Below are 12,961 nucleotides of genomic sequence, written 5' to 3'. Positions count from 1 at the left end.
AACTTAGACTTCTCTCCCACAAGATTCTCCTCCTAAAATTAAAAGCTGAAAGAGCTCGGTCAGTCTCGACTGAAAAATAGGGAATATTGAACGTGGTGCTTTTTACCACGAGCAATAGTCATCTTTTTTCCGAGAGACTAGCTCTTGAAGCTAGATGATGCAAAAGCTGAAAGAGCTCATTCAGTCTCGATCGAAAAATAGGGAATATTGGACGTGGTGCTTTTTGCCACGAGCAATAGTCATCTTTTTTCCGAGAGACTAGCTCTTGAAGCTAGATGATGCAAAAGCCGAAAGAGCTCATTCAGTCTCGACCGAAAAATAGGGACTATTGAACGTGGTGCTTTTACCACGAGGAATAGTCATCTTTTTCCCGAGAGACTAGCTCCTGAAGCTAGATGATGCAAAAGCTGAAAGAGCTCGGTCAGTCTCGACTGAAAAATAGGGACTATTGGACGTGGTGCTTTTTGCCACGAGCAATAGTCATCTTTTTTCCGAGAGACTAGCTCTTGAAGCTAGACGATGCAAAAGCTGTACAGGCTCGATCTGTCCCAAACGAAAAATAGGAAAACCTGAAAGTGATGCTTTTTATCACTGGCAGTTTTTATCTTTTTTCCGAGGGAATACCTGTAAAGCACAACAATACATCTTTCCAACCACTTTTTTTCAGATGTTTGTTCCCTTAAAAAGCAAAACAAGAGACCTAAGTGAAACGACACTTGGTCCTTACACTTAGGTCTCGCAATTTCATTCCTAGACCAGTGTTATTCACACTAGCTGTTGATCTAAGAACATAGTAAACTATGTCGCTACTCCCCTAAGATTTTTATTTGGTCAGCCAAATAAAAATAGTGGTTGTAATTTTTTATTTAATTAACAAAATCAATAAAAAAATAACTGATTTTGATAACAACTATAATACTCTCACACTATTTTAGCAAGTCTTTTTATATAAATATTTTTTATTCGTTTTTTCTACAAAAAAAGACCTAGAATACTGCCTTTGCTAAAGACAGTATTCCAAGCCATTTTATCGTCTTTTTTATTCTTCCTCTTCGTCTGAAGAATAATGGAATTTAATCATTTCATTCACGAAAATCGGTACGATAGAAAGACCAAAAACCAATAGCCAATGATTCATACCAATCGGTACTAAGCCAAATAAATCTTGTGTAAATGGCACTAATGCGATCACTGTGGTGATAATCACAGCTAGTACTGCCATTTCAAATAATGATTTGTTCGTTGCAAGTTTTACTCTAAATATCGATTGAGTGCTTCTGACATTGAATACATGTAAAATCGATGAGTAAGCTAAGATCAAGAAAGCCACAGTTTGACCTACTTCATAGCTTGCATCAAAGAAATATGATACGGAATCAACATTTGCCCCTAAATAAAAACCAAAGAGTGTGATCACGGTGAAAACAAAAGCATTGATTCCGATTTTTTTCCATAAACCACGCGCAAAAATCCCTTCATTTCTAGGAATTGGTGCTTCATCCATGATACCAGCTTCAGCAGGTTCTTTCCCTAAAGCAAAACCTGGCAAGCCATCTGCAACTACATTGACAAATAGTAGTTGTACCGCTGTGAACGGTGCACCCCAACCTAAAAGCATAGCAATCAATACAATAAAAATCTCTGAAATATTACAGCTCAGCAGAAAATTTACTGCTTTGCGGATATTTCTGTAAACAGCACGTCCTTGGGCTACTGCATCAACAATTGTGGCAAAGTTATCATCCGTTAAAATCATATCTGCTGCGCCTTGCGCTACATCCGTTCCAGTGATCCCCATCGCACAACCAACATCGCTGGCCTTTAAAGCAGGGGCATCGTTGACACCGTCTCCTGTCATTGCGACCACAGCACCTGTCCGCTGCCATGATTTTACGATTCTAATCTTGTCTTCTGGTGTTACCCGTGCATAAACAGAAAGTGATTTTACTCGTTGATCCAGTTCTTCATCAGACATTTGTTGTAACTCTGAACCAGTCAACGCTTCACTTTTGTCTTGTAAAATACCTAATTCTTTTGCAATTGCGCCAGCAGTCACCACATGATCTCCTGTGATCATTACTGTTTTGATCCCCGCTTTTTTAGCTCTGGCAATTGCGCCTTTACTTTCAGGTCTCGGCGGATCGATCATCCCAATCAATCCTAATAGCCTTAAATTCTTCTCTAAGGCTTCAGAAGTAATTTCAGTAGGTTCTTCATCATAGATCGCATAACCGACTGCAATCACTCGTAAAGCCCTTTTTCCGAATCGATCATTAACTACGGCTGCCTGATCCAAATCCCCAAAACGAAAACGGGTCAATAAGACATCAAAGGCTCCTTTGGTAACAGAAATATATTTTTTCCCCATTTTATGAACCGTCGTCATCATTTTGCGCTCTGAATCAAATGGAATTTCGCCAATTCTTGGGTATTTTTCTTCTAACTCAGCTTTTGTATGGTAGTTTTCTTCGACTGCACGCACAATTGCCGCCTCTGTTGGATTTCCTTGAATGACTAAATCGTCACCCTCTTTGTCCACGATCACATCCGTACAAAGAGCAGCCATTTTTAACACTTCCATCGCTTCATCTGTCATTGCGTCTTCTGTATCCGTCACTTCATCTCCACGAGACCAGACACGTCTGACACGCATTTTATTTTGGGTAAGCGTCCCTGTCTTATCCGAACAAATGACATTAGCGGTCCCGAGTGTTTCAACTGCTGGTAAACGGCGAATAATCGCATGTTTTTTCGCCATTTTCTGCACGCCAAAAGCCAGCGTCAATGTAACGATGACCATCAACGTTTCAGGTACAGCTGCAACTGCTAATGAAACAGCCGTCATAAACATTTCTAATAATGGTTCCCCTTGTAACTGTCCAATAATAAAAACAATCGCCGCGGCTCCTAGTGCAATCAGGCTGATTCGTTTTCCTAATTGATTTAAACGCTTTTGCAATGGTGTTTGTTGTGTCACATCGTCATTCAACAGACCCGCGATCTTACCCATTTCAGTCTGCATCCCTGTTGCTGTAACCACTGCTCTGCCTCGACCATTTGCAACTGTGCATCCTTTGAAGACCATGTTCAACTGATCTCCAAGTGGTGCATCCTTTTCTATTATGTATTCTGAATCTTTCTCGATCGGCTCACTTTCACCTGTCAGCGCTGATTCTTCCACTCTTAGTTGAGCCGTTTGAATCAAACGGGCATCTGCAGTGATCATCGCTCCTGATTCTAAAACAAGTATATCTCCTACGACAACAGCTTCTGCATCGATCGTTTCCACTTTGCCGTCACGTAAAACCGCACTACTTTGTTTATTCATGTTTTGAAGAGCTGCCAGTGATTTTTCTGCATTTCCTTCTTGAACGATCGCTAGCACTGCATTAATGATCACGATCGCAATAATCAGGATTCCCTCAAAGTAATCACCATGCTCAGTTGCGATCGCTGTATAAAACGAGATAGCTGCTGCAACTAACAAGATAATTGTTGTAAAATCTGATAAACTGTGGAAAAACTTTTTTAAAACGGAATCTTTCTTTGTTTCCTGAAACTTATTTGCGCCGTGTTCAGCTAATCGCTTTTTTACTTCTTGTTCCGTTAAACCTTGCTCTCTATTTGTATTTACCTCTTTAATAATTGTTTCGATAGGTTGTTTATATGCTTCCATCCTATCCCCCCATTCTTATTTTTTCCTTCTATTAATATAGTGGCTATATTCACTATAACATGTTTTTTTTTCAGACTTCAATAAATATGGGTAATTTTTCATTTTTCTTTCTAGCTTCCGCTACTATTTGACTAAATAATTTATAAAAAAAGAAGCTTTTTTGTTGAAAACGCTTACTTTTTATGTTACTATAATTATAGAAGGAAGGAGGACATATCAGTAGTATTGAAGAATTTCTCGAAGCATGAAATGAGTAAACACAAAATTGTTAGCAGAGCACGATTCACCTTTCAACACCTATATGTGTAAAGTAAAAAATCATAAAAACATCTTTACAAATAGTGAATATGCATAAAAACACTGAAGATTCAGTCCCATTTAAAGAAAAGAATGCATAGAAAGATAGTTTGATTAAAAAAATATTTTTAAGAAATGTAGAAAATGTAATGAAGACAACATTTGGTTTATGAACAAGAAATTCAACTAATTACTTTGCATGTATAACTAGAAGTAAAAAAAATATAAATCAATACACTGATTCCTTCCGGAAACGAAAGCCAAGCTAGTCGAGAAGCTTGGCTTTTTTCTTTGCAAGATATTTGTAAGTGAAAGTAAGATATGGTATAGTGACTATGCGCTTTTTATTTGATACATAAATTAGACTATTGGAGGGATTTGCATTGCCAAAAAAGAAGAACTCATCCTTTGAGAGTTCCATTCACGTCTACAGAGCTATGAAACGCATGACCCAACAGGAACTTGCTGATAAAGTAGGAGTATCTAGACAAACTATCATTCAACTAGAAAGAAATAGGTACAATCCTTCCCTTTTATTGGCTCATGACATAGCAGATGTTTTTGAAGTGCCGATTGAACAAATCTTCACTTTCAAAAAATTAACAGACGACGAGCAAACAAGCGAAGAAACCGATTAACGGAAGGAAAGGATAAATTATGATCGAATCACTTAAATCTTTTTTTGATAACTTGCCTGTAAATCATTGGTCTAGTTTTTTGATTATTGGACTTTCTTTGATTTTTATTATTTACTCAGTCTATTTCTTCTTTAGTAAAGAGGGAAAAGATGAACGAGGAAAGAAAATCATTTCAACTGCGAGCTTTATTTCATTTATCGTTACGATAGTCCTACTATTTATTTTAGGCACTACACTTTATGACATTGTAGCCTACAACCAAGTATCTTATTATTGGATGATCAATTTAGTGTTGCTTATTATATCAGGAGTAGAAGCTTTCGGCATTATGATTTTAAAAAAATCAAACTAAAATCAAACTAAAAAAGAACTAGGATCATCTAGTTCTTTTTCTTATTTTTAGAAGCATATCAGAACAGTCCACCAACCAATAGCAGTCTCATTTTCTTCTTTTTGCTCCATCATATCGTCAGTCCGTTTACTTCTTTCAAATGAAGCTCCAACAACCGCATCCACTTTTTTCGTATCTTTTGCTGTTTCCATTTTTTCAATAGATAATTTTCTCATGATATTTTTTCTCCCCCTTATCTTAATAATTTGATTATAAGATGTTCCACTAAATAAGTAAAGTTCTTTTTTCAGATTGTTTATTGGATAAATAATACTGACGGAACTTCATGTACGTTAAATATTCGCAATAATTGGTACCCAATTCCAGCTAAGCCGCCAAAGAGACTGATTGGATAACTTTCAGTATCAGTCTTCAAGTTGAAGCTCTTTTTGTTTAATAACAAATTATTATCTGTATAATCTTCGACATTCCCAGCTGCTCCATGACATAAGCAATCATTTTGGAATGGTAGACTCTTCATTTTTTCTATAGGAAAATCGATCTGAAGCATCTCACAAACATGCCTTATCCCTAATGAACCACGACACCATGAATCATTTTTTATATCCTCTATCGCTAATTTTTCTTTATACCATAAAAGAATAGTTTCTGCTTTTTTATCTTGTAATACTCGACTTGCCTGATACACACCATACAAAACTCCAGCATATCCATGAGCAAAACTGTTATCTGTCATTTCCTGACACGTCATTGAGTCCATATATTTTGCAAGCACTTGTTTAGCTATCGGGAGCTTCAGTGTTTGATAAATCGCTGCCAATACCGCAAGCAAACTACTTCTTCCATAGATCCACTCACTTTGTTGATCATTTTGCGAATTTGAATTAAGTAGCAATACTTCCAGACTGTCCTCTAAATATTGTCGATATTTTTCATCGCCAAGCAATCTATAGGCGTAAAAAGCTACGGTAAGACGCATTCCTTCAGAGAAAAAGGCGCTCTCATAAACTTCTTCAGTATCCTCAGAATCAAAAATCTCTTTTTCCAGCAAATCGATCACACATTGATACATTTTTTTAGGGACATAGTGATTAAGGTAAACAAAAAATAAATAGATGCCGCCGCTCCCCTCATAAAGATCTTTCCCTGGATAGGAAACGACTACGTCATGATCATCAGCGGGCAAAATAGATAACCAGTCTATCGTTTGCCTTTTTGTATCTATGGCAAGTTGCTCAATTATTTTATCTCCAATATCTGCGGCTCTTTTTAGTAATGGCTCTTGAACAGCTGGATTCTTCTCTGGAATCTCAATTTTCTGTAAATCATATTCCAGCATCTCAAGACTTTCTTTCAATAAAAGATAGGAAAACTGGCTGGTTGTTTTGGTGATTTGTTCCATATGGGCCACAGTCTCTTCCAAAGGAGAATATTTTAGCATCTGTCGAAATTCTTGGCCATTCGCGTAAATACTCGTCGAAGAAGTATTCGCTGTGAAAAAAGGAATATCGTGCACTAACAATGACTCGACCTCAGTAGAAATAAGTGCTTTCGGCACGACCTTACTAGCCCAGACATTTTCGATCACCTTTTCTCGTTCGATGTAGTTAGACATACAATCTGTATGCAGCGTAAAATTCAATAAATTCCCATAATCCTGAGTATCTCTGTAAATCAGACGAATTTGTACCCCTGAAAAAAGTTCCTTAACTTTTTTTATGAAAACGGCTTTATTCTTAAGCAAAAGTGTGTTCATCTCTTTAAACGCCGACAGGATAACCTTCCGGTACTTATGATAATCCACTTCAATGCCATTTAGAGCTGGAATATTTTTAGCTGCTGGCATGTAGGCTTCTTCTAAATGGAACGCAATTTCACTTGAATACTCTTCTTTTAATCGACTGACTTTTTGAGGCAATTTTTGCTTCGTGCCTGATAATGCATCAAGTTCTACTTCCCGCTTCCACTGCTTTCTTTGTGGGATCAAGCCTGTTACAATCACTGAGTTTTTTTCTATTCTTAATTGCCGAGTGTTTTTCTTTGTATGAAGTATCTCCGGACGAATTAGCGTTTCTACATCGATTAAAACTGGCTGATTTCCGTGTGCGATCACGTTTTCCATATGCAGATCAGTTGCACCTAACCAGTAAGTCAATGCCAATAATCTGCCGTACTGTTGATAAAACTCAACAACCTCATTTTCCTTTGTACATTCTTTATAACTGACCTTTTCCTCGATTGTAAAATCGGGCTGGACTAAACGCTGGACCTTGTAAAATGACGCTGTTTTGTCTATTTCTTCCACATAGGTCAACAGCTCATTAAACCGTTCACCGATCTTTAATTCTTTGAACTTAAATACTAAAGGAACGTCTCCTAATCGAAACTGGATCACTGTTTTTCCTCGTTCATGGCTATCCCCCTGCCCCACTAAAACTTCTGTCAATTTAAAGGGGGAGTCCACCTGAAAAAGTTTAATTAGCTGTTCTGCCGAATGGCTCAAAGAAGCAAGAAAAGTTTCAATCACCTCACAGGCAAATGTCAATCTGACAGCTAGAAGTCGAGCCAAGGTCGGATATTCTGCAAAAAACAAAAAAGTTCGTTCTTTATCCCCAAGAAATTCTTTAATATAGCTGACAAATTCCGCTTCTTTCGATTCTCCCTTTAGTTGATATTCCTCTATCATTTGATGAACATCCCATGCAAGCGTTTTTTGAGAAATAAAAAAGAATTCTTTTCTCAACTGGTCAACTAAATCACTGATCACTTCCTCTGTTATATGGATTTCTGAATATTTCTCAGTCAAGGTACGAATATGTTTTTCGTAAAAAGCTAAATGGAAACGTAACGCAGCACTTAAATTTAGTTCCTTAAGCGGGATTTCATCTGTAAATAACTGTTGATGCAATCGGAACCACTGACTCTTTTCGATTTCTGGTAGCAATTGTTTCGCCCGTTCTTCAGTAAAGGGGAGAAAAGCTCTACTAAACAGATGCTCATCGTAGGAATATTGCTTGAGCATTGTATTAAAATCAGCTGGTGTTAACAAGCTTTTTCGTCCCTGCCATTTCTTTAAGAACTGTTTTTCTTCTTCACCATCTATCTTCAAATCTTTCCAGCATTGAATCCTTTCTGAAATCGTCGTCGCATAACTATACGTTATCTCTTCAATCATTTTTTTCTCTCCTTGATCGTATCATACCTTAATAATAATAAAAAAATAGTTAAAATACTATGCTAATTTTATTTTATCGAAGAGCTTGTTACTTTATTTCGAGTCAAATGGAACATTCTCTCCCGTTTTTCCCTCTCCTATCCTCAGTTTTAAAGATAACAGAATAAAAGTCCAAGATAACTTGTTAAAGCAACTGATTCCTATAAAAAATAACACTAAAATCGAGATATTTATTTATTTCTCTCTTTTGATAGAAATAATCAGCCATTTCGCAAGCATTTATTTTGTGAATTTTGTACTTTTAGTATATTATAGTTGTTAAGAGGTATGTACCAATATTTTCGAAAGGATATGAAATTTATGTTAAAACTCTATACGACAAATAGCTGCACATCATGTAGAAAAGCGAGAAAATGGCTGATTGACCATGAGATTCCATTTGAAGAAAAAAACTTTGGCACTACACCTATTACCTTAGATGAACTTAAAAATATATTAATTCTTACAGAAGAAGGAACTGAAGATATTATTTCGATTCGTTCCAAAATCTTCCAAAAATTAGCGATAGATATCAATGAATTACCTTTACACGAACTTTTAGAGCTAGTCAAAGATAATCCAGGTCTTTTACGTCGTCCAATCATGATCGATGAAAAAAGACTGCAAATTGGATTCAATGAAGATGAAATTCGTTGCTTCCTACCGAGATCCGTTCGTAAAAGAGAATTATCTCAAACATTACTACTAAGCGGCTTATAACTATTACTGCCTCGAATCCAAAAAAAACTCATCAATTGCTTTCCTTAAAAGAACAAGCAGTCGATGAGTTTTTTATATTATTTCACGAACATTGCATCTCCAAAACTAAAGAAGCGATAGCGTTCATTTATAGCATGATGATAAGCAGCTAATGTCAAATCACGTCCAGCAAATGCACTGACTAGCATTACTAATGTGGACTTCGGTAAATGGAAGTTCGTTGAAAAAGCTTGAACGATCTTAAACTCATAACCTGGTGTGATAAAAATATCTGTCCAGCCACTGTCTGCTTTGATCTGTCCATCAAATTTTGTACCGATCGTTTCTAGCGTACGAATAGAGGTCGTTCCAACTGCAATAATTTTTCCACCCTGTTGCCGAACCTCATTCAACTGTTCTGCAGCTGTTTCTGTCAACCGATAAAATTCGCTGTGCATTTCATGTTCAGCGATATTTTCTACATTGACTGGACGAAATGTTCCTAGACCAACATGTAGGGTCAAATAGACTAGCTTTACACCCTTTGCCTGTATCTTCTGAAGTAATTCTTGTGTGAAGTGTAAACCGGCCGTAGGTGCAGCGGCAGAGCCGTTCTCTTTTGCATACACTGTTTGATATCGTTCTGGATCTTCTAAGCGTTCTTTGATATACGGCGGTAGAGGCATCTCTCCTAAGGATTCCAAAATCTCTAAGAAAATCCCATCATAAGTAAAATCAACGATTCGTCCGCCATGCTCCAGCTCTTCAACAACGGTCGCTTTCAAACGTCCATCACCAAAATGAATCTCAGTGCCTTTTTTAGCTCTTTTGGCGGGTTTGATCAATGTTTCCCAAGTATCTCCTTCTGTATTCGTTAAAAGAAGTACTTCTAAATGTCCGCCTGTATCAGGTTTTTCTCCATATAAACGTGCAGGCAGCACGCGTGTATCATTCATAACTAAAGCATCACCGGCGTTCAATTCATCAATGATGTCATGAAAATGTTTATCTTCTATTTCTTTTGTTTCACGGTTCAAAACTAAAAGTCGTGAGCTTGTCCGATCTTTCAGCGGTGTTTGAGCAATCAGTTCTTCTGGTAAATCAAAATCAAAATCTTCTGTACTAAGCATATTTGTCACTCTTTCTACTTGATTTGTCTTGGCTATTCTAACATTTTTTACTCTATCTGGCTATGAAGAAAGCAGCACACATAACAAAAACAGTACGACTAGCTTTTCAGTACAGATGATCAAGTCTAGCTTCTGCTCAGTAAACAAATGAAAATATGGACAGCTATAACCCAAGACGAGCTAAAAGTGATTCTACGACAATTCTCTTTTATTCATCTAAAAATGGCTATCCCTGTCCATATCATTGAATGATCAAAGATCAGTTGAATCGGATCGAACATTACCACCTAAACGTTGATCATCCGATTCAGGATATTCTTGACCGTTCATGAAAGTGTAAAATCAAGAACAGCTGATTACTTTAGGATTGTCGGCTTCAATCCTAAAGCATCCATCCTACAGATTTTACACTTTCCAGATAGAAACAAACGAAAAAAGGTGTTGGCAAACTACACCAACACCATTGCATGTTCAGTAAATAAGCATCACACAGCCACCTAGCTCTATATGAAGAAAATCCTAGATATTTTCCTCAAAATTGAGTAAAATGGAGAGTGTTGATGTTATACATTAACACGGGCAACTTGATTGGTCAGCCTTTTCTGACTTCTCAGGGCTTCATAAATCAGCGCCAACTGATTTGTGAAGTGCCTTTTTTATTTTATTCGTTTCTATCTACTATTCATTTTAAAGAAAAACAATTTCATAGTCAACAAACTGTCAGAATAATTTCTATTTATTTCATTTTTTTCATGACCTTTATAATTTTTACCAACTTAAAAAGTGGATGTATCAAGATAATCACCATAAGACCAAATGGACTCCTCAGATGGATCTGTTTTGCTCTGCTTTTTCATTTTTTTAAGTGCTGTTCCACTTTGCTTTTCTGTCTTTGTCTCATCGATCAAAAATCCCCAATGGTTCTTTTTCTTCGCCTGAATGATATCTGTGTAATCGATCATATTTCTTTTCAGCCATTTTTTACGATTTGTCTCATAGCCAAATTCAGTATGGAAAATTTCATCCTTCAGCAACACATATTTGGCCGAAGAGTCCATTCCTGCTGCCATGCGATAAAGCTGGTCTGCTTCTTCAAAACATTGCTCTTCATTATAGATATCGCCTAAATGAACAAGCGCATTGAAACAATCATTGAATCGAACACCGCCATGTTTCATACTTCCTTCAATAACCAATTTAAGAAAATAGACTGCTTGCTTATAATCTTTAGCTTCCATAGCTTGTTCCCCATACTTAAACCACTTTTTGATTTTTCCTTTATTAAACATATGCTCTCCTTATGATACTCGTCTTTTTGCTTTATACATTAGAAAGTGGAATTAGACTAGACTCAATCTAACTCCACTTTCCCTATGTGTATATAAATAGTTATATTTCTTAGAGTTACTCTACTTTTTTCAAAATCTTGACATCACCAGTCTTTGACTGGACATCAATACTATATTTGCCAGAAGGTACTTTTGAAAAATCATTTTTTATTTCCCCTGTTCCTGTGCTCGCTGTGACTTTCACTGGTTGAGCAGGATCTTGAAGCCACTTAATAAAGCCGGAATGACTGGATACTTTGGCGTTTACTTTACTATCTTGAATCGAAATGATCGGTCCAGAAATATTTTCTATTTCCAGCTCTCCTTTATTCTCCTCTGAAACGATTTTGCCTTTTTCATTGCTCATCAGTAGATCACCTTTTGTTCTCTTAACAATGACCTGTCCATCTGTAGCCGTTGCTTTTAGTTTCTTTGTCTCAGTATCTTCCAAAATCATTCGACCGGAATGGTTGTTCAATACGATATTATCTGAGCGCAAGAATTTCAAAATAGACAGTCCGCTGTTGCCATCGATCGTCAAATCACCCAGCATTCCCGTAATAACAGTCTTTCCAGAGTCACTTTTCACCGCTAGATTCATTGCAGATTCTTCAATGATCACATCTCCAAAATCACTTTTCACATGACCTTCATCCGCAATAATATTCTTAGCATAGACATCTCCTGAAGTTAAATCCAAATCAAAATTTTTCGTCTGAATGTCCAGTAAGCGTAAATCTCCTTGACTTAGACCTAAGTGAAAATCATCAAGAATCGTTCCCTTTGGGATAAAAAACATCACTTCTGAACGCCCTGTTTTAGTGAATGTATCAAAGATATTCTCTTCATCAAGTGTCAAATCGACCTTGTTCTTATAAGAACCTTTTTCGATCTTTTGAATATCGCTTTCTTTAAATCTTCCCTTAACCATCAAACTTGGCTTTTCTGTGCTAGAAACCTCCACAGTTGTGATTTCGACATCTGCATCTGAATCAAAACTGAATGAAGCATTTTTACTAGAAGAAAGTTCGATCTCCTTATAATACTGTCTACCTGTATACATCAAACGATCTGTGAGAGAAAATACCAACAATACCCCTAGACCTAATACTAACGCTGCTGTAGAGAAGATATTTATCAACTTTTTCTTTTCAATGAACCAGCTCTTTACTACTTGAAGGATCAATGCTGCTGTTAAAAAACAAAGAACCAACGGAATACCAGCAAGATTTTTTTCTTCAAGCAGTTCTTTGATTATATAGATGAGAAAAAAAGAAAATTCTGCCACTAACAAAAGTAATATCAATGGTTTTAACACTTTAATCACCGTCTTTAATAACTTTTGCATTCTCTTTTTCTGTGTTTGAATAAAAACATCTTGAATCTCTTCCCGAGGAACAACAGATGTTTTCGCATTGATTGCAGCATCTAAACTTAGATCTGCGTAATAATCAGCCGCAATTTCCTGCGGTGAAGCAAGTCTAGCTACAACTTCGGCTTCTGTTTGTCCATCTTCCAAACACACAGCCAACTGCTCCAGTAGATCTTCTTTCAACTCATTGAATTCTTCTATATCTTCTTCAGCAAAAGCAGCTTTTAGCTGGTCTAAATATTCCTCCATCGTACT

Annotated in this window: 9 protein-coding genes; 3 read left to right on the top strand and 6 right to left on the bottom strand. The window is 36.8% G+C overall.

Annotation, left to right across the window (positions count from 1 at the left end; translation table 11 throughout):
* Window positions 1-1,039: 1,039 nt before the first annotated feature.
* On the bottom strand, window positions 1,040-3,676 hold the full coding sequence (locus H3T55_RS04785) for a calcium-translocating P-type ATPase, PMCA-type (protein ID WP_225533565.1): 2,637 nt from the start codon (window positions 3,674-3,676) through the stop codon (window positions 1,040-1,042).
* Window positions 3,677-4,356: 680 nt separating this feature from the next.
* Between H3T55_RS04785 and H3T55_RS04780 the strand changes: the two genes are divergently transcribed.
* Entirely contained in the window at window positions 4,357-4,611 is a 255-nt protein-coding gene (locus H3T55_RS04780; RefSeq protein WP_086329112.1) for a helix-turn-helix transcriptional regulator, read from the top strand.
* A gap of 19 nt (window positions 4,612-4,630) precedes the next feature.
* Window positions 4,631-4,963: a hypothetical protein gene (locus tag H3T55_RS04775; RefSeq protein WP_087640888.1), complete on the top strand. Its 333-nt coding sequence runs from the start codon at window positions 4,631-4,633 to the stop codon at window positions 4,961-4,963.
* A 47-nt stretch (window positions 4,964-5,010) separates the two neighbouring features.
* On the opposite strand, the gene H3T55_RS04770 is transcribed toward H3T55_RS04775, so the two are convergent.
* Both H3T55_RS04770 and lanM read right to left on the bottom strand, forming a co-directional pair.
* Entirely contained in the window at window positions 5,011-5,178 is a 168-nt protein-coding gene (locus tag H3T55_RS04770) for a hypothetical protein (RefSeq protein WP_176372828.1), read from the bottom strand.
* An 80-nt stretch (window positions 5,179-5,258) separates the two neighbouring features.
* Complete coding sequence (lanM, locus tag H3T55_RS04765; RefSeq protein ID WP_225533564.1) at window positions 5,259-8,138, bottom strand: type 2 lanthipeptide synthetase LanM; 2,880 nt, start codon at window positions 8,136-8,138, stop codon at window positions 5,259-5,261.
* Between the two features lie 360 nt (window positions 8,139-8,498).
* On the opposite strand from lanM, the gene spxA reads away from it, so the two are divergent.
* The gene (gene spxA, locus H3T55_RS04760; RefSeq protein WP_087641539.1) at window positions 8,499-8,897 is read left to right on the top strand and encodes a transcriptional regulator SpxA; all 399 of its coding nucleotides are present in this window, start codon (window positions 8,499-8,501) and stop codon (window positions 8,895-8,897) included.
* Window positions 8,898-8,974: 77 nt separating this feature from the next.
* On the opposite strand, the gene queA is transcribed toward spxA, so the two are convergent.
* The 3 genes from queA to H3T55_RS04745 form a co-directional block, all read right to left on the bottom strand.
* On the bottom strand, window positions 8,975-10,006 hold the full coding sequence (gene queA, locus H3T55_RS04755) for a tRNA preQ1(34) S-adenosylmethionine ribosyltransferase-isomerase QueA (protein ID WP_087640886.1): 1,032 nt from the start codon (window positions 10,004-10,006) through the stop codon (window positions 8,975-8,977).
* A 776-nt stretch (window positions 10,007-10,782) separates the two neighbouring features.
* Window positions 10,783-11,295 (bottom strand): hypothetical protein, encoded by a 513-nt coding sequence (locus H3T55_RS04750; RefSeq protein ID WP_225533563.1) that lies wholly within the window; start codon window positions 11,293-11,295, stop codon window positions 10,783-10,785.
* Between the two features lie 115 nt (window positions 11,296-11,410).
* On the bottom strand, window positions 11,411-12,955 hold the full coding sequence (locus H3T55_RS04745) for a DUF4097 family beta strand repeat-containing protein (protein WP_225533713.1): 1,545 nt from the start codon (window positions 12,953-12,955) through the stop codon (window positions 11,411-11,413).
* Between the last annotated feature and the right edge of the window lie 6 nt (window positions 12,956-12,961).

The organism is Enterococcus sp. S22(2020) (assembly GCF_020295385.1).
Lineage (GTDB): Bacteria > Bacillota > Bacilli > Lactobacillales > Enterococcaceae > Enterococcus_L > Enterococcus_L dunnyi.
The sequence above is the reverse complement of the archived record's forward strand: the minus strand, read 5'-3'. Positions and strand labels throughout refer to the sequence as shown.

Coding starts and splice junctions, on each gene's coding strand:
- H3T55_RS04785 (WP_225533565.1), bottom strand. CDS start 3,676: ATGGAAGCATATAAACAACCTATCGAAACAATTATTAAAGAGGTAAAT.
- H3T55_RS04775 (WP_087640888.1), top strand. CDS start 4,631: ATGATCGAATCACTTAAATCTTTTTTTGATAACTTGCCTGTAAATCAT.
- H3T55_RS04770 (WP_176372828.1), bottom strand. CDS start 5,178: ATGAGAAAATTATCTATTGAAAAAATGGAAACAGCAAAAGATACGAAA.
- lanM (WP_225533564.1), bottom strand. CDS start 8,138: ATGATTGAAGAGATAACGTATAGTTATGCGACGACGATTTCAGAAAGG.
- spxA (WP_087641539.1), top strand. CDS start 8,499: ATGTTAAAACTCTATACGACAAATAGCTGCACATCATGTAGAAAAGCG.
- queA (WP_087640886.1), bottom strand. CDS start 10,006: ATGCTTAGTACAGAAGATTTTGATTTTGATTTACCAGAAGAACTGATT.
- H3T55_RS04750 (WP_225533563.1), bottom strand. CDS start 11,295: ATGTTTAATAAAGGAAAAATCAAAAAGTGGTTTAAGTATGGGGAACAA.
- H3T55_RS04745 (WP_225533713.1), bottom strand. CDS start 12,955: ATGGAGGAATATTTAGACCAGCTAAAAGCTGCTTTTGCTGAAGAAGAT.